This window comes from Streptomyces sp. NPDC001781, from assembly GCF_053596035.1.
The window spans coordinates 92545-110168 of record NZ_JBSFFI010000019.1 but is presented as its reverse complement, the minus strand read 5'-3'; the positions used below and the strand labels follow the sequence as shown (position 1 = coordinate 110168).

Below are 17624 nucleotides of genomic sequence, written 5' to 3'. Positions count from 1 at the left end.
ACCGCCCAACTGTTAGTCGGGCGGCCGAGCGCACCGGGGCCGGGGGGCGGATACCGGTGCGGAGGGGACCAATTGACCGGGAGCGGGGCGGGCCGGGGTGCTGTCCGGTGGGCGGACCTGTCGGGCGGGGGGTCACGGGGGGCGGATACGGTGGTGGGACCATGAGCGCTTCGCAGATCGTCGCTTCGCGGACCGGTGAGGTCCCCACTCTTCTCGTCAAGGTGTTCGGGAAGGACCGGCCCGGTATCACGGCCGGGCTGTTCGACACCCTGGCCGCCTTCCAGGTCGACGTGGTCGACATCGAGCAGGTCGTGACGCGGGGCCGGCTGGTGCTGTGCGCGCTGGTCACGCAGCCCGCGGAGGGGCTGGAGGGCGACCTCCGCTCGACCGTCCACAGCTGGGCCGAGTCGATGAAGATGCAGGCCGAGATCATCTCGGGCCATGGCGACAACCGCCCGCGCGGTGTCGGCCGCTCCCTGGTGACGGTGCTGGGGCACCCCCTGACCGCCGAGTCGACGGCGGCCATCGCGGCGCGGATCGCCCAGGCCGGCGGCAACATCGACCGCATCTTCCGGCTCGCCAAGTACCCGGTCACGGCCGTGGAGTTCGCGGTCTCCGGTGTGGGGACGGAAGCCCTGCGCACCGCGCTTGCGTCGAGCGCCTCCGCGCTCGGTGTCGACATCGCCGTGGTCTCGGCGGGTCTGCACCGGCGGGCGCAGCGGCTCGTGGTGATGGACGTGGACTCGACCCTGATCCAGGACGAGGTCATCGAGCTGTTCGCCGCGCACGCAGGCTGCGAGGCGGAGGTCGCCGCGGTGACCGAGGCGGCGATGCGCGGGGAGCTGGACTTCGAGCAGTCGCTGCACGCGCGGGTGGCCCTGCTGAAGGGGCTGGACGCCTCGGTCGTGGACAAGGTCCGCGAGGAGGTCCGGCTGACGCCGGGCGCACGGACCCTGATCCGCACGCTGAAGCGGCTCGGCTACCAGGTCGGGGTGGTGTCGGGTGGCTTCACGCAGGTCACGGATGCCCTGCGGGACCGGCTGGGCCTGGACTTCGCGCACGCCAACACGCTGGAGATCGCCGACGGGAAGCTGACCGGCCGGGTCACCGGGGAGGTGGTGGACCGGGCGGGCAAGGCGCGGCTGCTGCGCCGGTTCGCCGCCGAGGCGGGCGTGCCGCTGTCGCAGACGGTGGCGATCGGTGACGGCGCCAATGACCTGGACATGCTGAACGCGGCGGGTCTGGGTGTGGCCTTCAACGCCAAGCCCGTGGTCCGCGAGGCCGCGCACACGGCGGTGAACTTCCCCTTCCTGGACACCGTGCTCTATCTGCTGGGCGTGAGCCGGGAAGAGGTCGAGACGGCCCAGACGCACGACGAGGAGTGAGCCGGATGCGCGTGGGGCCCGGAACGGGGGCGGTTGTGGGCCCCACGCGCATCCGGGCAGGTCACTTCGAGGGCGCCCAGTAGTCCACCAGCGTCGCCGTGCCCGGCTCCAGGCCCTTCCAGTCGCCGTCGAAGGACAGCACGGCGAAGGCGGAGGTGGGGAAACCGCGCCGGTTCATCCGCTCGCGGGCGTCCCCCTCGGCGGTCCCGGCGAGGATCTCGACCAGGTGGTGCACGCCGGGGTTGTGGCCGATGAGGATCGCGTTGCGCACGTCGTCCGGGGTCTCGTTCAGCACGGCGATCAGCTCGCCGGGCGAGGCGTCGTAGACCCGGTCCTCATAGACCGTTTTCGGCCGGTGATCCAGCTCGGGCACGGCGAGCTTCCATGTCTCCCGGGTGCGTGCCGCGGTGGAGCAGACGGCCAGATCGAAGGGGATTTTGGTGTCGGCGAGCCTGCTGCCGGCGACGGGGGCGTCCGTGCGGCCCCGGTCGGCGAGGGGGCGCTCATGGTCGGAAACCTGGGGCCAGTCGGCTTTCGCATGGCGGAAGAGGACGATCCTGCGGGGTTCAGCGACGCTCATGTCACCCAGCTTCGCATGAAACAGGCCACCTGGCGCAGGGAGTTGACATGCGGATTCACCGGTGGGAAGGGGCACGGCTCAGTGCTCCACGAGGTGCCGGGCCCGCTCCAGTACGTGCGCGAGCGCGGGGTCGCCGCTCGCCGCGTGCGCGTCGGACGGGTTCATGATGAGCAGCAGCAGGGCGACGAAGGCGAGTATCGGCAGCGCCAGCGCCCACCAGGGCAGCCGGGCACCGGCGGGGTGGGGCCGGGTGTGGGCGGGTGCCCGCATGATCGCCTCCGTCGCTCGTCGGACCGTACGGGAAGCCCTCTTCCGTACCCCTCGAAGCTAGACGGTCACCGGCGGTCAACCCATCCGGGCTTCCACCCACTTGACCCTGATACCCGCCCCCTAGGGGACGGGGGGACACCCCCATCCGCCCTGGGCGGAGGTGATCAGGAGGGGGCGAGCAGCATCGCCACGATGCCGATGACGACGAAGATGGCGAAGAACGAGCCGAAGACGATCAGCATCTTCTTCTGGCCGTTCTGGGGGTTCGGATCGAGCACAGGCTGCATGCCTCCAGTGTCCCACCCTGCCCGGGGCCGGGGCTCGCCGGGGCCCTACCGCCCCGCCTCGTCCTCCACCGTCCGGTCGCGTCCGGCGAGGAACCCGACCGCCATCTGCGGCAGCATCAGCGCGGCCATCAGAGCGATCGGCACGCCCCAGCCTCCGCTGCGCTGGTAGAGCACGCCGACCAGCAGCGGGCCGGGGATGGAGAGCAGATACCCGGTGCTCTGCGCGAACGCGGACAGCTGGGCCACGCCCGGACCGGTGCGGGCCCGCATGCCGACCATGGTGAGCGCGAGCGGGAAGGCGCAGTTGGCGATGCCCAGCAGCACCGCCCAGGCCCACGCCCCGGCGGCGGGCGCCAGGTACAGCCCGGCATAGCCGGCGAGGCCGCAGGCGCCCAGGACCAGCACGATCGGCCCCTGGTGCGGCAGCCTGCTCGCCACGCGCGGGATGACGAAGGCCAGCGGGACGCCCATCACCATGGTGACGGCGAGCAGCACGCCCGCCGTACCGGCCGGCACCCCGGCGTCGCGGAAGATCTGCGGCATCCAGCCCATGGTGATGTACGCGGCGGTGGCCTGGAGGCCGAAGAAGACGGCGAGCGCCCAGGCGGTGCGGCTGCGGGCGATGCGCAGCCGGGGGCCCGTCTCCGCGCCCGGCTCCGGCACCGGCGCGGGCACCCGCTCGCGGACCAGCGGCAGCCAGGGCAGCACGGCGACGCCCGCGAGGACCGCCCACACGGCGAGCCCGGACTGCCAGTGGCCACCGAGGGCGCCGGTCAGCGGCACGGTGACGGCGGCGGCGACGGCGGTACCGAGGGCCAGCGCCATCGAGTACAGACCGGTCATGGTGCCCACGCGGTCCGGGAACCAGCGCTTGACGATGACCGGCATCAGCACGTTGCTCACCGCGATGCCCATGAGGGCGAGCGCGCTGGCGGCCAGGAACCCGGCGGTGGAGCCGATGTAGGGGCGTATCAGCAGGCCGGCGGTGATGGCGGTCATGCCCGCGCAGACCACCGCGCCGGGGCCGAAGCGGCGGGCGAGGCGGGGCGCGGTGGCGCCGAAGACGGCGAAACACAGCGGGGGCACGGAGGTGAGCAGTCCGGCGACGCCGCCGCCCATGCCGAGCCCGTCGCGGACCTCCTCCAGGAGCGCGCCCAGGCTGGTGATGGCCGGACGGAGGTTGAGCGCGGCCAGCACGATGCCGACGATCACCAGGCGCACGGCCCAGGTGGGCGGTGCGGCGGGGGTCGTCAGGGGGGTGGTCACTTCGGGGACGGCGGGCTTCCGCGCGGTCCGGGTCTCCTCAGCCATGAGACCCATCATAGAATCATGGGATGATTGGTTGTCCATTCCGGAGCCGGCTCCGCTGGGGGCGGCCCGGTCCGGTCCGTTGGTACGGGCCGGAACTCTCGTGCCAAGGTGAGCCATGCCTCTGAGCCACCCGCGCCGTTCGGCGCTGTCCGAGCAGGTCATCGCGGAGCTGCGCGCCCAGATCACGTCCGGTGAGTGGCCGGTCGGCTCCCGCATCCCCACCGAGCCGGAACTGGTCGAGCAGCTGGGCGTGGCCCGCAACACCGTGCGCGAGGCGGTCAGGGCGCTCGCGCACAACGGGCTGCTGGACATCCGCCAGGGCTCCGGCACCTACGTGGTCGCCACCAGCGAGCTGGCCGGGGTGATGCACCGCAGGTTCGCGGACGCCGATCCCCGGCACATCGCGGAGCTGCGGTCCACGCTGGAGTCGTCGGCGGCGAGGCTGGCGGCGGAGCGGCGTACCGAGAAGGACCTCAAACAGCTGGACGCGCTGCTGACCCGGCGCGAGGAGGCGTGGGAGGCCGGGGAGACCGAAGCCTTCGTGGCGGCCGACGCCACCTTCCACCTGGCCGTGGTGTCCGCCTCGCACAACGACGTGATGACGGCGATGTACGCGGACCTCGGCGAGGTGCTGCGGGAGTGGCTGCGCGCGGACGTGGGCGCCGAGCTGGAGCCGCGGGCGTACATGGACCACACCCGGCTGGTGGACGCGATCCGTACCGGGGACGCGCGGGCGGCGGCCACGGAGGCGGCCGGCTACCCCTTCCAGTGCCGTCCGGAGCGGTTCAGCCCGCCTTCTGGTGACTGATCCACACGACTCGGATCTCCTTCCAGCACCGCCCGGTCAGTCTCACGGTCAGGGCGGGCCCCGCGGCCACCGGCGCGCTGTCGGTGTCGATGTCCCACCAGCGGGCGCACTCGATGTGCAGCCGGACCCGGTCGACGTGCACGTAGGGGTTGTGGCAGTAAGCCACCACCTCGGACCCGTCCACCTTGGTACGGCAGGACGCGCCGAAGAGATCGGGGGCGTGCGGCTTGCCGTCACCGGCGCGGGCGATGCCGCCGGGCAGGGCGAGGACGAGTGCCGCGGCCGCGGTCACCGGGGTGAGGCTGCGGGGAAGGCGCACGTAGGGGGACCTCCTCGGCCGGGCTGCGGAGGGGACGCGTACTACGAGGGTGCGCCGCCGGAGCCGGGACGGCCCGGCCGGAGATCCGTACGGGTGAGGCCCGCACCCCTGGAGGAGTACGGGCCTCACGCGCGAGCGGGACCGGTCAGGCGCCGATCGCGTGCAGACCGCCGTCGACGTGGATGATCTCGCCGGTGGTCTTGGGGAACCAGTCGCTCAGCAGGGCGACGACGCCCTTGCCCGCGGGCTCCGGGTCCTTGAGGTCCCACTCCAGCGGGGAGCGGGAGTCCCAGACGGAGGCGAGGTCGCCGAAGCCGGGGATGGACTTCGCGGCCATGGAGCCGATCGGGCCCGCGGAGATCAGGTTGCAGCGGATGTTCTGCTTGCCCAGATCGCGCGCCATGTAGCGGTTGGTCGCCTCCAGGGCGGCCTTGGCCGGGCCCATCCAGTCGTACTGCGGCCAGGCGTACTGCGCGTCGAAGGTGAGGCCGACGACCGAGCCGCCGTTCTGCATCAGCGGCAGGCAGGCCATGGTCAGCGACTTCAGGGAGAAGGCGGAGACGTGCATGGCGGTGGCGACCGACTCGAACGGGGTGTTCAGGAAGTTGCCGCCGAGGGCGTCCTGCGGGGCGAAGCCGATGGAGTGGACGATGCCGTCGAGGCCGCCCAGCTCCTCGCCGACGATGTCGGCCAGGCGCGCGAGGTGCTCCTCGTTGGTGACGTCCAGCTCGATGACCTTCGCCGGCTTCGGCAGCTTCTTGGCGATGCGCTCGGTCAGCGTGGGCCGCGGGAACGCGGTCAGGATGATCTCGGCACCCTGCTCCTGGGCCAGCTTGGCGACGTGGAAGGCGATGGAGGACTCCATCAGCACGCCCGTGACCAGGATGCGCTTGCCTTCGAGAATTCCGCTCATGGTGTTCAGTGACCCATTCCCAGTCCGCCGTCAACAGGGATGACGGCTCCAGTGATGTACGAGGCGTCGTCCGAGGCGAGGAACTTGACCGCCGCGGCGACCTCCTCCGGCTCGGCGTACCGGCCGAGCGGCACCTGCGACAGGATGCCCTTGCGCTGCTCGTCGGTGAGCGCCTTGGTCATGTCGGTGTCGACGAAGCCGGGGGCGACGACGTTGAAGGTGAGGTTGCGCGAGCCCAGCTCACGGGCGAGGGAGCGCGCGAAGCCGACCAGCGCGGCCTTGGAGGCGGCGTAGTTCGCCTGCCCCGCCGAGCCCAGCAGGCCGACGGCCGAGGAGATCAGCACGACGCGGCCCTTCTTGGCGCGCAGCATGCCCCGGTTGGCCCGCTTGACGACCCGGAAGGTGCCGGTGAGATTGGTGTCGATGACCGAGGTGAAGTCCTCCTCGGACATGCGCATCAGAAGCTGGTCCCTGGTGACCCCGGCGTTGGCGACCAGCACCTCGACGGGGCCGTGCCGCTCCTCGATCTCCTTGTACGCCTGCTCGACCTGCTCGGCGTCGGTGATGTCGCACTTGACGGCGAGGAAGCCCGCCGGGGGCTCGCCCGAGCGGTACGTGATGGCGACCTTGTCGCCGGCGTCGGCGAAGGCGCGGGCGATGGCGAGGCCGATGCCCCGGTTGCCTCCGGTGACGAGAACCGAGCGGCTCAACGGATCACCCTTTCATCAGCGGTCTACAACGTTCCGACAATCCGCCCGGACATCCTTGTGACGGGCCTGACAGGCGGCTTCCCATGAAACCTATCGGTCCGTACGCGACCACGGACAATCGGGCACCGACAGTGACACATCCCTGCTCCTGTCGGATTCCTACAGATCAGGGCTCCCCCGTCTCGCACTCCGCCCACACCGTCTTGCCTGGGCCGGTGCGGGGGACGGTGCCCCACCGGGTGGCCACGGCGTCGACGAGGAGGAGGCCCCTGCCTGCCTCGGCGGCGGGGTCGCGGGCCGGGAGCTCCGGGTGGGCGGGGTGGGTGTCGGAGAGCTCGATCCTCACGATGCCGTCCCGGTGGTGGAGGCGGAGCTCGAAGTCCCTTCCCGGTACGCGGGCGTGCAGGACGGCGTTGGCGGCGAGTTCGGCGACGACCAGGGCTACGGCCTCGGAGGCGGGGGTGCCGTAGGGGTGGCCCCACTGGTCCAACTGGTGCACGGCCAGGCGGCGCGCCAGCCGGGCACCCCGCCGGGTGGCGGAGAAACGTTGAGCGAACGTACGTACGGTGACTGCCTCTTGGGCGGGCGTGGGCGACATGCGCCCAGCGTGGGGACTCCGACCAGCGGGCCGACAGGAACGAAGCCCGTACAGCTCCGCTTGTATCGGTGCACACTCTGGACTGGGTGGGTTACTCCCCGTGACGATGGGCAGATCGGGCGAGTTGAGCGGGGTGCGCGAAAGGTGGGCGGCGATGGCGGTGGAGCGAGGCCGGGCGGGCGGCGGCGAGTCTGAAGCCTCCGACGGCCTGAAGATGTTCGGCGCGGTACTGAAGTCGCTGCGGGACCAAAGAGGACTGACCCAGGAGCAGTTCGCTCTCCAGGTGCAGTATTCGTCGCCCTACATCGCCAAGATCGAGCAGGGAAAACGGTTTCCTCCGGCGGACCTGCCTGCGCGAGTGGCGGGCGTACTGGGTGAGGACGCGGCGAAAATTCTCACGGCGGCGGCCAAGACCCTGACAAGGCGGTCGGGGCTGGCGACCTGGTTTCAGCAGTGGGCAGGGATCGAGGAGGAAGCAATCTCCCTGTGGGCTTACGAATGCCGAGTGATTCCGGGGCTGTTACAGCCGGAGGGGTACATCCGGGCAGTATTCGATCAGCAGATCCCGCACTTGTCCGAGGAGCAGTTCGAGCGGCAGGTGGCCGCTCGGCTGGAGCGGCAGCGAATCCTGGACGAGCGCCCGAACACCGCGTTCTCCTTCCTCATCGAAGAGGCAGTGCTGAGGCGCGGTCTCGGTGGCGCAGAAACGACGCGAGACGTGGTCAGAAACCTTCTGGAACAGGGCAGCCGACGGAACGTGGAGATCCTCCTCATGCCACTCCAGCAGGTGGACCACTGCGGAGTCGACGGCCAGATGTACCTCGCCGAACGCGACAGTCACCAGTGGGTCGGCTACATCGAAGGGCACGAGTGCAGCACCCTGCTCACCCAGCCCAAACTGGTGAGTTCCATGCTCCAGCGCTATGGAAGGATGCGCTCACAGGCCCTGAGCCACCTGGCCACCGCGGACGTGCTGAGAGACGTGCAAGGAGCGCTATGAGCACCGAACTGACATGGTTCAAGAGCAGCTACAGCGGTACCGGTGGCGGCAACTGCATCGAGATCGCCGTGCGCCCCGGTGCCATCCACATCCGTGACTCCAAGGACACCCGCATCCAGCCCCTCGCCGTGACGCCGGAGGCATGGGCCGCGTTCGTGGAATGCGTCGCACCCTCATGCCCGGTGATCTGATTCGCGGCGTTTCCCGCAACTCCCCCATCGCCGGGTACGCCCGCACCGAGTGCTCTGGTGAACCCTCCCTGCGTGCCGCCGTGTTCACGCCCGACGGCAAGACCGTCCCGCACGCGCACGAGTGGGCCGGCCGTCTCGACCCGGCCGCGCTCGGCCCGTCCGTCGCCGTGGCGCTGCTCCGGCAGGACGCGCGGGAGCTGATCGACGGCATCGCCCACTGGGCCAGGAGGGACAGGGCCTCCGGGCGACGTATCCTCCTGAGCACCCCACCCCGTGCAGGAGGAACCCGCCCGTGGCCCAACACATCGACCCTTCCTTCCTGGCGCTCCCTCTGAGGGCCCTCGCCGACGCGGCCCTCGCCCGTGCCCGCGCGCTGGGGGCCGAGCACGCCGACTTCCGGCTGGAGCGGGTGCGCAGCGCGTCCTGGCGGCTGCGGGACGGGCGGCCGTCGGGCTCCTCGGACACCACCGACCTGGGGTATGCCGTCAGGGTCGTGCACGGGGGCAGCTGGGGGTTCGCCTCAGGGGTGGACCTGACGATGGACGGTGCCGCGAAGGTCGCCTCGCAGGCGGTGGCGATGGCCAAGCTGTCCGCGCAGGTGATCAAGGCCGCCGGTTCGGACGAGCGCGTGGAACTGGCGAACGAGCCCGTGCACGCCGACAGGACGTGGATCTCCGCGTACGACGTCGATCCCTTCACCGTGCCGGACGAGGAGAAGTCCGCACTGCTGGGCGAATGGAGCGGGAGGCTCCTCGCGGCGCAGGGCGTCGACCACGTGGACGCCTCGCTGACCACCGTGCACGAGAACAAGTTCTACGCCGACACCGCCGGGACGGTCACCACCCAGCAGCGCGTCCGGCTGCACCCCGAGCTGACGGCCGTCTCGGTGGACGGTTCCAGCGGCGAGTTCGACTCGATGCGCACCCTCGCCCCGCCCACCGGCCGGGGCTGGGAGTACCTGACCGGCACCGGCTGGGACTGGGACGCCGAACTCGAACAGATCCCCGAGCTGCTGGCCGAGAAGATGCGCGCCCCCAGCGTGGAACCGGGCCTGTACGACCTGGTCGTGGACCCCTCCAACCTGTGGCTCACCATCCACGAGTCCATCGGCCACGCCACCGAACTGGACCGCGCCCTCGGCTACGAGGCCGCCTACGCGGGTACCTCGTTCGCCACCTTCGACCAGCTCGGCAAGCTCAGGTACGGCTCCGAGCTGATGAACGTCACCGGCGACCGCACCGCCGAACACGGCCTGGCGACCATCGGCTACGACGACGAGGGCGTTGCCGCGCAGTCCTGGGACCTGATCAAGGACGGCACTCTCACCGGGTACCAGCTGGACCGCCGCATCGCCAGGCTGACCGGCTTCGAGCGCTCCAACGGCTGCGCCTTCGCGGACTCCCCCGGCCATGTGCCGGTCCAGCGCATGGCCAACGTCTCACTGCGGCCGGACCCCGCCGGACTGTCCACCGAGGGGCTGATCGGGGGCGTCGACCGAGGCATCTACGTCGTGGGCGACCGGTCATGGTCGATCGACATGCAGCGCTACAACTTCCAGTTCACCGGCCAGCGCTTCTTCCGTATCGAGAACGGGCGGATCACCGGGCAGCTCAGGGACGTCGCCTACCAGGCCAACACCACCGACTTCTGGGGCTCCATGGCCGCCGTGGGCGGCCCGCAGACCTACGTCCTCGGTGGCGCCTTCAACTGCGGCAAGGCGCAGCCCGGTCAGGTCGCCGCCGTCTCCCACGGCTGCCCCTCCGCCCTCTTCCGGGGCGTCAACATCCTCAACACCACGCAGGAGGCCGGGCGATGAGCGCGCGGACCAGCAAGCCGTACGAGATCGTCGAGCGGGCCCTCGAGCTGTCCCGGGCGGACGGCTGTGTCGTCATCGCGGACGAGGAGTCCAGCGCCAACCTCCGCTGGGCGGGCAACGCGCTCACCACCAACGGCGTGACCCGCGGCCGTACCCTCACTGTGATCGCCACCGTGGACGGGCAGCAGGGGACCGCCTCCGGCGTGGTCTCGCGGTCGGCGGTGACGGCGGCGGAGCTGGAGCCGCTGGTGCGGGCCGCCGAGGCCGCCGCGCGGGCCGCCGGTCCCGCAGAGGACGCCCAGCCGCTGGTCGGCGGGGTCCCGCACTCCCCCGACTTCCGTGACGCGCCGGCCGAGACCTCCTCCGCCGTCTTCGCCGACTTCGCACCCGCGCTCGGCGAGGCGTTCGCCCGCGCCCGGGCCGGCGGCCGCGAGCTGTACGGCTTCGCCAGCCACGAGACCGTCTCCACCTACCTCGGCACCTCCACCGGCCTGCGCCTGCGGCACGACCAGCCGACCGGCACCCTGGAGCTGAACGCGAAGTCGCCCGACCGCACCCGCTCGGCCTGGGCCGGCCGCTCCACCCGCGACTTCAAGGACGTCGACCCGGGCGCCCTGGACACCGAGCTGGCCGAGCGCCTCGGCTGGGCGGAGCGCCGGGTGGACCTGCCGGCCGGGCGGTACGAGACCCTGCTGCCGCCGTCGGCCGTGGCCGACCTGCTGATCTACCAGCTCTGGTCCGCCTCGGGCCGGGACGCCTCCGAGGGCCGCACGGTGTTCTCCAAGCCGGGCGGCGGCACCCGGGCGGGCGAGCGGCTCAGCGAGCTGCCGCTGACCCTGCGCAGCGACCCCGACGAGCCGGGCCTGGGCTGCGCGCCCTTCGTGGTCGCGCACTCCTCCGGTGGCGACCGCTCGGTCTTCGACAACGGGCTGCCCGTACACGCCACCGACTGGATCAAGGACGGTGTGCTCGACCGCCTCACCACCACCCGGCACAGCGCGGCCCTGACGGGACTGCCGCTCGCCCCGGCGATGGACAACCTGATCCTGGACGGCGGCGGCGACCGCTCGCTCGCGGACATGGTCGCGGCCACCGAGCGCGGCCTGCTGCTGACCTGCCTCTGGTACATCCGCGAGGTGGACCCGGCCACCCTGCTGCTCACCGGGCTCACCCGCGACGGCGTCTACCTGGTGGAGAACGGCGAGGTCACCGGCCAGGTGAACAACTTCCGGTTCAACGAGTCACCGGTGGGCGTGCTCGGCCGGGCGTCCGAGGCGGGCCGCACCGAGCAGACGCTGCCCCGGGAGTGGAGCGACTGGTTCACCCGCGCCGCGATGCCCGCGCTCCGCGTCCCGGAATTCAATATGAGCTCTGTCAGCCAGGGCGTATAACCTCGTACTCGGCTGTCACCCGACCGCCGCATGATCATCTAGGAGACACGAGAACCGTGACGGACATCGTCGACGAACTGAAGTGGCGTGGGCTGATCGCCCTCTCCACCGACGAGGACGCATTGCGCAAGGCGTTCGCGGACGGTCCTGTCACGTTCTATTGCGGCTTCGACCCGACCGCGCCCAGCCTGCACCTCGGCAACCTGGTCCAGATCCTCACCATGCGCCGCATCCAGGACGCGGGCCACCGCCCGCTGGGCCTGGTCGGCGGTGCCACCGGTCTGATCGGCGACCCCAAGCCCACCGCCGAGCGCACGCTGAACGAGCCGGAGGTCGTCGGCCAGTGGGTGGAGCGGCTGCGCGCGCAGATCCAGCCCCTGCTCGACTTCGAGGGCCCGAACGCGGCCGTCATGGTCAACAACCTGGACTGGACCCAGGGCATGTCGGCCATCGAGTTCCTGCGGGACATCGGCAAGTACTTCCGGGTCAACAAGATGATCGCCAAGGAGGCCGTCTCCCGCCGGCTGAACTCCGACGCGGGCATCAGCTACACCGAGTTCAGCTACCAGATCCTCCAGGGCATGGACTTCCTGGAGCTGTACCGGCGCTACGGCTGCACGCTGCAGACCGGCGGCAGCGACCAGTGGGGCAACCTCACCTCGGGCACCGACCTGATCCACCGGGTCGAGCCGGACGCCGTGGTCCACGCGCTGGGCACCCCGCTGATCACCAAGGCGGACGGCACCAAGTTCGGCAAGACCGAGTCGGGCACCGTCTGGCTCGACGCGGAGATGACCACCCCGTACGCCTTCTACCAGTTCTGGCTGAACGCGGACGACCGGGACGTCTCCAAGTTCCTGCGGATCTTCAGCTTCAGGTCCCGCGAGGAGATCACGGAGCTGGAGCGGCTGACCGAGGAGCGTCCGCAGGCCCGTGCGGCGCAGCGCGCGCTCGCGGAGGAGCTGACGACGCTGGTGCACGGGGCGGAGCAGACGGCCGCCGTGGTCGCCGCGTCCAAGGCGCTGTTCGGCCAGGGCGAGCTCGCCGGGCTTGACGAGCGCACGCTCGCCGCCGCGCTCTTCGAGCTGCCGCACATCCAGGTCGCGGAGCTCGGCCCGGTGGTGGACCTGTTCGCCGAGGTGGGTCTCGTGGCCAGCAAGTCGGCCGCGCGTCGCACGGTGAAGGAGGGCGGGGCCTACGTGAACAACGTCAAGGTCGCCGCCGAGGACGCCGTCCCGGGCACCGGGGAGCTGCTGCACGGGCGCTGGCTGGTGCTGCGCCGGGGCAAGAAGAATCTGGCGGCGGTCGAGGTCACCGGCGCCTGAGGCGCTGGGAGCACGTGCGGAGGGCGGCTTCCCCGCGGGGAGGCCGCCCTCTGCCGGTCCGGTCGGGTCACACCCGTTCGTCGTACTTGCGCTTGCGGCGCTTGCCGAGGGTCGAGGTGTAGAGCATGTCGACGAAGAACACGATGATGATCGCCGCGACGAGCTGGAAGAGGTGCCTGCTCCAGTCGATGCCGCGCGTCTCCGCGACCCCCAGCCCGCGCGCTACGGCGTTGCCCGCCAGGGCGCCCAGGATGCCGCAGATGGTGGTCAGCCACAGGGGGCTGTGCTGCTTGCCGGGAATGATCGCCTTGGCGAGCAGGCCCAGCACGAATCCCACGATGATCGCCCACAGCCAGCCCATGGCGGCCTCCTCGTCCGGTCCGACCTGATCGATCCGATCGTCCTGGCCAGTGTGGGCGCGCCCCGGCCGTCGCGCACGCGGAGGGCACCCGGACGGCGTACGTTCGCGCAGCCCGGGCGGCGCCCCGGTATCGAGTGCGGCGGCCCGTCGGCGTACCGTTGATGGGAGTGCCGGGTCCGGTTCGCGCCGGGACGCGGCTTCGGCCGGGGTTGGACCCATGCGGGCGGATGGTGGACTGATGGGCAAGCAGCGTGGCGAGGTTTTCCGGATCACCGGTGCCCGGACCGGGCTGGCCGAGGACGTGCGGGGCCGGCAGCGGCGGTACGTGATCTCGATGTCGATCCGGACGGTGTCGGTGATCCTGGCCGCCTCCCTGTGGAACGTGGAGCGATACGTCGCCATCGTGGCGCTGGTGCTGGGCGCGGCCCTGCCGTACATCGCCGTGGTGATCGCAAACGCGGGGCGGGAACGGCCGCCGTCGCTGCCGTCCACCTTCGTCGCCATGCCGTCCAAGCCGATGATCACACCGCCTCGTGACGAAGAGTCATCGGAGCGGTCGGATTCCGGCCCACAGCAGGCGTCGGCCCGGTCTGGGGCGGAGTCGCGGGAGAAACGTTCCGACAGGGCCTGAGCAGCGCGGGAGCCGAAAAAGCGGAAGATGACTTCCCGCCAAGCTCAAGAAAAGCTCAGTTCAATCATGCTGTTCTTGTGCCGATCGCCCAGTGGTGCGTGACATACTGCGTACGCGCTCCGCATCCCCCGTCGGAGCGACAGACCGACGCCGGGCAGCTCCCCCCGTGGCTGCTCGGCGTCGCCTTGTTCGCAGCCGTTTGCGCGCGAATCCGCTCCGCTCACTCCGCGAGAATCCCCTCTGCGAGAATCATCGCGTGAGTGAGACACCGATCTGTTCCGCGAAGGGCTGCCGGGCCGACGCCATATGGGTGCTGGCGTGGAACAACCCCAAGATCCACACCCCGGAGCGGCGCAAGACCTGGATCGCCTGCGAGGAACACCGCGAGCATCTGTCGCAGTTCCTCGGCGTGCGCGGCTTCCTGAAGGACGTGGTCCCGCTGCGGGAGTGGGAGGACTCAGCCGCCGATCGCTGACATGGGGCGGTCCGGCTGGACGAAGGACGGGTCGTCGAGGCCCGCGCCCGCCTTCTTGCCCCACATCGCCTTGCGCCACAGCTCGGCGATCTCCTCGTCCCGCGCGCCGGAGCGCAGCAGGGCGCGCAGGTCCGTCTCCTCGGTGGCGAACAGGCAGGTGCGGATCTGGCCGTCGGCGGTGAGCCGGGTGCGGTCGCAGGCCGCGCAGAACGGACGGGTCACCGAGGCGATCACACCGACCCGCTGCGGGCCGCCGTCCACGAGCCAGCGCTCGGCCGGTGCCGAACCGCGCTCGCCCGCGCCTTCCTCCGCCAGTTCGAAGCGGGTGCGCAGGGAGGTGAGGATGTCCTGGGCGGTGACCATGCCCTCGCGCTTCCAGCCGTGCTGGGCGTCGAGCGGCATCTGCTCGATGAACCGGAGTTCGTAACCGTGCTCCAGCGCCCAGGCCAGCAGGTCGGGGGCCTCGTCCGCGTTGAGACCCGGCATCAGCACCGAGTTGACCTTGACCGGGGTGAGGCCCGCGTCGGACGCGGCCCGCAGGCCCTCCAGCACGTCCTGGTGGCGGTCGCGCCGGGTGAGGGTCCTGAAGACGTCGGGGCGCAGGGTGTCGAGCGAGACGTTGACCCGGTCCAGGCCCGCCTGCTTCAGGGCGGCGGCGGTGCGCTTGAGGCCGATGCCGTTGGTGGTGATGGATGTCCGGGGGCGCGGACCGAGCGCCGCGACGCGCTCCACGATGCCGACCAGGCCGGGGCGGAGCAGGGGCTCGCCACCGGTGAACCGGACCTCCTCGATGCCCAGGTGGGTCACCGCGAGCTCGACGAGGCGCACGATCTCGTCGTCCGTGAGCAGGTCGGGCTTGGCCAGCCACTGCAAGCCCTCCTCGGGCATGCAGTAGGTGCAGCGCAGATTGCACCGGTCGGTCAGTGAGACCCTCAGGTCGGTGGCCACCCGGCCGTAGGTGTCTATGAGCACGTGGGCCCCCTCCCTCGTGTCGGACTGTTCGTCACGCGTCAACTGCGAGCCTACGCGAGACCTCGGACATCGACAGCCGCGCCTTCCCGGGCCCGGTACGGACGCGGCCGCGCCGCGCGGGTGTCCTGCCTCCGCGCGGCGCGGCCGTGAGGTGCCGGGCGGCCGGCTCAGTGCGCCCCGGTGCCGGTCAGGGACCGTACCTCCAGCTCGGCGTACTTCTCGGCGTCCGGGACCTCCTTGGACAGCAGGGTGCCGACCGCGCCCAGCAGGAAGCCGACCGGGATCGAGATGATGCCCGGGTTCTCCAGGGGGAACCAGTGGAAGTCGACGTCGGGGAACATCGAGGTCGGCTTGCCGGAGACCACCGGCGAGAACAGCACCAGGCCGACCGCGGTGACCAGGCCGCCGTAGATCGACCACAGGGCACCGGAGGTGGTGAACCGCTTCCAGAACAGGCTGTAGAGGATGGTCGGCAGGTTCGCCGACGCGGCGACCGCGAAGGCCAGTGCCACCAGCCCGGCCACGTTCAGGTCGCGGGAGAGGGCGCCGAGCACGATGGAGACGGCGCCGATGCCGACGGTGGCGTACCGGGCGGCGTTGATCTCCTGCTTCTCGGTGGCCTGGCCCTTCTTGATGACGTTGGCGTAGATGTCGTGCGCGAAGGACGAGGAGGAGGCGAGGGTGAGGCCGGCGACGACCGCGAGGATCGTGGCGAAGGCGACGGCGGAGATGCTCGCCAGCAGGATGGCGCCCCAGCTGGAGTCCACTCCCCCGAGGTGCAGGGCGAGCAGGGGGGCCGCGGTGTTGCCCGCCTTGTTGGAGGCGATGATCTCCTCGGGCTTGATCAGCGCGGCGGCGCCGAAGCCGAGGGCGAGGGTCATCAGGTAGAAGGCGCCGATCAGGCCGATGGCCCAGATCACCGACTTCCGGGCCGCCTTGGCGGTGGGCACCGTGTAGAAGCGGATCAGGATGTGGGGCAGTCCGGCGGTGCCCAGGACCAGGGCGATGCCGAGGGAGATGAAGTCCAGCTTGGAGGTGCCGGAGGCGCCGTACTTCAGGCCGGGCTCCAGGAACGCCTTGCCCTTGCCGCTGTTGTCGGCGGCCGAGCCGAGCAGGTCGGAGAGGTTGAAGTGGAACTTGAGCAGCACCAGGAGGGTCAGCAGAACGGCGCCCGCGATGAGCAGGACCGCCTTGACCATCTGGACCCAGGTGGTGCCCTTCATGCCGCCGATGGTGACGTACACGATCATCAGGACGCCGACCAGGGCCACGATGCCGATCTTGCCGCTGTCGCTGGTGATGCCGAGCAGCAGGGAGACCAGGACACCGGCGCCGGCCATCTGCGCGAGCAGGTAGAAGATCGACACCACGATGGTCGAGGTGCCCGCGGCGGTGCGCACCGGGCGCTGGCGCATCCGGTAGGCCAGCACGTCGCCCATGGTGTAGCGGCCGGAGTTGCGCAGCGGCTCGGCGACCAGGAGCAGGGCGACCAGCCAGGCGACCAGGAAGCCGATGGAGTACAGGAAGCCGTCGTAGCCGAAGAGGGCGATGGCGCCCGCGATGCCGAGGAAGGACGCGGCGGACATGTAGTCGCCGGAGACGGCGAGTCCGTTCTGGAAGCCGGTGAACTGGCGGCCGCCCGCGTAGAAGTCGGCGGCGTCCTTGGTCTGGCGGCCCGCCCAGACGGTGATGACCAGGGTCGTTGCGACGAACACCGCGAACAGGGAGATGATCAGACCTCTGTGCTCACTGGCCTCGCCGGCCGCGAGCAGCGTGTGCCCGGCGGCGATCGTGTGCTGAGCGGGGATCATGCGCCGCCCTCCATCCGGGACTTGATGGCCTCGGCCCGGGGGTCGAGCTTGGCGGCGGCGTGCCGCGCGTACCACCAGGCGATGAGGAACGTGGTGAGGAACTGGGCGAGCCCCAGCACGAGGGCCACGTTGACGTTCCCCGCGACCTCGGTACCCATGAAGCCGCCCGCGTAGCAGGAGAGCAGCACGTAGAGCAGGTACCAGGTGATGAAGGCGATCGTCAGGGGGAAGGCGAACGAGCGGTGCGCGCGGCGCAGTTCACCGAACTCCGCGCTCGCCTGCGCCTCGGTGAACTCCTCAGGGGAAGGAAGTGGGTGCTTCGCGGGGGGCGGTGTCTCGATCGCCACTCAAGGTCTCCTCGCGTCACGGACGGGCGGTTGCCGACCTCACTGGAACGGAGATCACGTTACCGGGCGTCAACGTGCGGCTCCCCGTTGTGATTCTCCCGGGGGGCACGATCCGGCCGTGTC

At 70.7% G+C, this 17624-nt stretch carries 21 protein-coding genes and 1 pseudogene; 10 read left to right on the top strand and 12 right to left on the bottom strand.

Going from position 1 to position 17624, the window contains the following annotated elements; translation table 11 throughout:
* Positions 1 to 161 precede the first annotated feature (161 nt).
* Positions 162 to 1385: a phosphoserine phosphatase SerB gene (gene serB / locus ACWCV3_RS19170; RefSeq protein WP_451225189.1), complete on the top strand. Its 1224-nt coding sequence runs from the start codon at positions 162 to 164 to the stop codon at positions 1383 to 1385.
* 61 nt (positions 1386 to 1446) lie between these two features.
* Here serB and ACWCV3_RS19165 read toward each other — a convergent pair whose 3' ends face one another.
* The 4 genes from ACWCV3_RS19165 to ACWCV3_RS19150 all read right to left on the bottom strand — a co-directional run bounded on the left by ACWCV3_RS19165 (position 1447) and on the right by ACWCV3_RS19150 (position 3833).
* The gene (locus ACWCV3_RS19165) at positions 1447 to 1965 is read right to left on the bottom strand and encodes a SixA phosphatase family protein (RefSeq protein WP_451225186.1); all 519 of its coding nucleotides are present in this window, start codon (positions 1963 to 1965) and stop codon (positions 1447 to 1449) included.
* A 78-nt stretch (positions 1966 to 2043) separates the two neighbouring features.
* Positions 2044 to 2235 (bottom strand): hypothetical protein, encoded by a 192-nt coding sequence (locus ACWCV3_RS19160; protein WP_451225184.1) that lies wholly within the window; start codon positions 2233 to 2235, stop codon positions 2044 to 2046.
* Between the two features lie 164 nt (positions 2236 to 2399).
* A complete protein-coding gene (locus tag ACWCV3_RS19155) occupies positions 2400 to 2522 on the bottom strand; it encodes an SGM_5486 family transporter-associated protein (RefSeq protein ID WP_267881280.1) in 123 nt (40 codons plus the stop codon).
* Between the two features lie 45 nt (positions 2523 to 2567).
* Positions 2568 to 3833, bottom strand: coding sequence for a CynX/NimT family MFS transporter (locus tag ACWCV3_RS19150; protein ID WP_451225181.1), 1266 nt, complete (start codon positions 3831 to 3833; stop codon positions 2568 to 2570).
* A 115-nt stretch (positions 3834 to 3948) separates the two neighbouring features.
* Between ACWCV3_RS19150 and ACWCV3_RS19145 the strand changes: the two genes are divergently transcribed.
* Positions 3949 to 4641 carry a FadR/GntR family transcriptional regulator gene (locus tag ACWCV3_RS19145; RefSeq protein ID WP_451225178.1) on the top strand — a complete coding sequence of 231 codons (693 nt, stop codon included), beginning with the start codon at positions 3949 to 3951 and terminating at the stop codon, positions 4639 to 4641.
* On the opposite strand, the gene ACWCV3_RS19140 is transcribed toward ACWCV3_RS19145, so the two are convergent.
* The 4 genes from ACWCV3_RS19140 to ACWCV3_RS19125 all read right to left on the bottom strand — a co-directional run bounded on the left by ACWCV3_RS19140 (position 4619) and on the right by ACWCV3_RS19125 (position 7181).
* A complete protein-coding gene (locus ACWCV3_RS19140) occupies positions 4619 to 4960 on the bottom strand; it encodes a hypothetical protein (protein ID WP_451225175.1) in 342 nt (113 codons plus the stop codon). The genes ACWCV3_RS19145 and ACWCV3_RS19140 overlap by 23 nt on opposite strands.
* 145 nt (positions 4961 to 5105) lie before the next feature.
* A complete protein-coding gene (gene fabI, locus ACWCV3_RS19135) occupies positions 5106 to 5873 on the bottom strand; it encodes an enoyl-ACP reductase FabI (RefSeq protein ID WP_451225173.1) in 768 nt (255 codons plus the stop codon).
* A 5-nt stretch (positions 5874 to 5878) separates the two neighbouring features.
* Positions 5879 to 6583 carry a 3-oxoacyl-[acyl-carrier-protein] reductase gene (fabG, locus tag ACWCV3_RS19130; protein ID WP_451225170.1) on the bottom strand — a complete coding sequence of 235 codons (705 nt, stop codon included), beginning with the start codon at positions 6581 to 6583 and terminating at the stop codon, positions 5879 to 5881.
* A gap of 166 nt (positions 6584 to 6749) precedes the next feature.
* Positions 6750 to 7181, bottom strand: a complete 432-nt coding sequence (locus ACWCV3_RS19125) for an ATP-binding protein (protein WP_451225167.1) — start codon at positions 7179 to 7181, stop codon at positions 6750 to 6752.
* 154 nt (positions 7182 to 7335) lie between these two features.
* Here ACWCV3_RS19125 and ACWCV3_RS19120 point away from each other — a divergent pair, with 154 nt between their 5' ends.
* The 6 genes and pseudogenes from ACWCV3_RS19120 (at position 7336) to tyrS (ending at position 12904) form a co-directional block, all read left to right on the top strand.
* Positions 7336 to 8181: a helix-turn-helix domain-containing protein gene (locus ACWCV3_RS19120; protein ID WP_451225165.1), complete on the top strand. Its 846-nt coding sequence runs from the start codon at positions 7336 to 7338 to the stop codon at positions 8179 to 8181.
* The gene (locus ACWCV3_RS19115; RefSeq protein ID WP_451225162.1) at positions 8178 to 8372 is read left to right on the top strand and encodes a DUF397 domain-containing protein; all 195 of its coding nucleotides are present in this window, start codon (positions 8178 to 8180) and stop codon (positions 8370 to 8372) included. The genes ACWCV3_RS19120 and ACWCV3_RS19115 overlap by 4 nt, the downstream gene beginning before the upstream one ends.
* Before the next feature lie 17 nt (positions 8373 to 8389).
* A pseudogene (locus ACWCV3_RS19110) lies at positions 8390 to 8590 on the top strand (hydroxymethylbilane synthase); the annotation flags it as partial.
* A gap of 74 nt (positions 8591 to 8664) precedes the next feature.
* A complete protein-coding gene (locus ACWCV3_RS19105) occupies positions 8665 to 10188 on the top strand; it encodes a TldD/PmbA family protein (RefSeq protein ID WP_451225159.1) in 1524 nt (507 codons plus the stop codon).
* On the top strand, positions 10185 to 11579 hold the full coding sequence (locus tag ACWCV3_RS19100; protein ID WP_451225156.1) for a metallopeptidase TldD-related protein: 1395 nt from the start codon (positions 10185 to 10187) through the stop codon (positions 11577 to 11579). The genes ACWCV3_RS19105 and ACWCV3_RS19100 overlap by 4 nt, the downstream gene beginning before the upstream one ends.
* Before the next feature lie 56 nt (positions 11580 to 11635).
* Positions 11636 to 12904: a tyrosine--tRNA ligase gene (tyrS, locus tag ACWCV3_RS19095; protein ID WP_451225153.1), complete on the top strand. Its 1269-nt coding sequence runs from the start codon at positions 11636 to 11638 to the stop codon at positions 12902 to 12904.
* A 67-nt stretch (positions 12905 to 12971) separates the two neighbouring features.
* Here the strand turns inward: tyrS and ACWCV3_RS19090 are convergent, their stop codons facing one another.
* A complete protein-coding gene (locus ACWCV3_RS19090; RefSeq protein WP_451225150.1) occupies positions 12972 to 13265 on the bottom strand; it encodes a GlsB/YeaQ/YmgE family stress response membrane protein in 294 nt (97 codons plus the stop codon).
* Between the two features lie 238 nt (positions 13266 to 13503).
* On the opposite strand from ACWCV3_RS19090, the gene ACWCV3_RS19085 reads away from it, so the two are divergent.
* Both ACWCV3_RS19085 and ACWCV3_RS19080 read left to right on the top strand, forming a co-directional pair.
* Complete coding sequence (locus tag ACWCV3_RS19085; RefSeq protein WP_451225147.1) at positions 13504 to 13896, top strand: DUF3099 domain-containing protein; 393 nt, start codon at positions 13504 to 13506, stop codon at positions 13894 to 13896.
* 256 nt (positions 13897 to 14152) lie between these two features.
* Positions 14153 to 14371 (top strand): hypothetical protein, encoded by a 219-nt coding sequence (locus tag ACWCV3_RS19080; protein WP_130340146.1) that lies wholly within the window; start codon positions 14153 to 14155, stop codon positions 14369 to 14371.
* Here ACWCV3_RS19080 and moaA read toward each other — a convergent pair.
* From moaA to ACWCV3_RS19065, 3 genes are all read right to left on the bottom strand, one after another.
* Entirely contained in the window at positions 14354 to 15343 is a 990-nt protein-coding gene (moaA, locus tag ACWCV3_RS19075) for a GTP 3',8-cyclase MoaA (protein WP_451225144.1), read from the bottom strand. The two genes, ACWCV3_RS19080 and moaA, sit on opposite strands and share 18 nt — an antisense overlap.
* A gap of 167 nt (positions 15344 to 15510) precedes the next feature.
* Positions 15511 to 17154, bottom strand: a complete 1644-nt coding sequence (locus ACWCV3_RS19070) for a solute symporter family protein (protein WP_451225142.1) — start codon at positions 17152 to 17154, stop codon at positions 15511 to 15513.
* Complete coding sequence (locus ACWCV3_RS19065; RefSeq protein ID WP_451225139.1) at positions 17151 to 17501, bottom strand: DUF485 domain-containing protein; 351 nt, start codon at positions 17499 to 17501, stop codon at positions 17151 to 17153. The genes ACWCV3_RS19070 and ACWCV3_RS19065 overlap by 4 nt, the downstream gene beginning before the upstream one ends.
* Between the last annotated feature and the right edge of the window lie 123 nt (positions 17502 to 17624).

What these genes read in the sequence shown, in the direction of transcription:
- ACWCV3_RS19115 (WP_451225162.1), top strand. Translation starts at nt 8,178, where the DNA reads ATGAGCACCGAACTGACATGGTTCAAGAGCAGCTACAGCGGTACCGGT.
- ACWCV3_RS19165 (WP_451225186.1), bottom strand. Translation starts at nt 1,965, where the DNA reads ATGAGCGTCGCTGAACCCCGCAGGATCGTCCTCTTCCGCCATGCGAAA.
- ACWCV3_RS19160 (WP_451225184.1), bottom strand. Translation starts at nt 2,235, where the DNA reads ATGCGGGCACCCGCCCACACCCGGCCCCACCCCGCCGGTGCCCGGCTG.
- fabI (WP_451225173.1), bottom strand. Translation starts at nt 5,873, where the DNA reads ATGAGCGGAATTCTCGAAGGCAAGCGCATCCTGGTCACGGGCGTGCTG.
- serB (WP_451225189.1), top strand. Translation starts at nt 162, where the DNA reads ATGAGCGCTTCGCAGATCGTCGCTTCGCGGACCGGTGAGGTCCCCACT.
- ACWCV3_RS19100 (WP_451225156.1), top strand. Translation starts at nt 10,185, where the DNA reads ATGAGCGCGCGGACCAGCAAGCCGTACGAGATCGTCGAGCGGGCCCTC.
- ACWCV3_RS19120 (WP_451225165.1), top strand. Translation starts at nt 7,336, where the DNA reads ATGGCGGTGGAGCGAGGCCGGGCGGGCGGCGGCGAGTCTGAAGCCTCC.
- ACWCV3_RS19090 (WP_451225150.1), bottom strand. Translation starts at nt 13,265, where the DNA reads ATGGGCTGGCTGTGGGCGATCATCGTGGGATTCGTGCTGGGCCTGCTC.
- ACWCV3_RS19085 (WP_451225147.1), top strand. Translation starts at nt 13,504, where the DNA reads ATGGGCAAGCAGCGTGGCGAGGTTTTCCGGATCACCGGTGCCCGGACC.
- ACWCV3_RS19155 (WP_267881280.1), bottom strand. Translation starts at nt 2,522, where the DNA reads ATGCAGCCTGTGCTCGATCCGAACCCCCAGAACGGCCAGAAGAAGATG.
- ACWCV3_RS19070 (WP_451225142.1), bottom strand. Translation starts at nt 17,154, where the DNA reads ATGATCCCCGCTCAGCACACGATCGCCGCCGGGCACACGCTGCTCGCG.
- ACWCV3_RS19145 (WP_451225178.1), top strand. Translation starts at nt 3,949, where the DNA reads ATGCCTCTGAGCCACCCGCGCCGTTCGGCGCTGTCCGAGCAGGTCATC.
- ACWCV3_RS19150 (WP_451225181.1), bottom strand. Translation starts at nt 3,833, where the DNA reads ATGGCTGAGGAGACCCGGACCGCGCGGAAGCCCGCCGTCCCCGAAGTG.
- ACWCV3_RS19125 (WP_451225167.1), bottom strand. Translation starts at nt 7,181, where the DNA reads ATGTCGCCCACGCCCGCCCAAGAGGCAGTCACCGTACGTACGTTCGCT.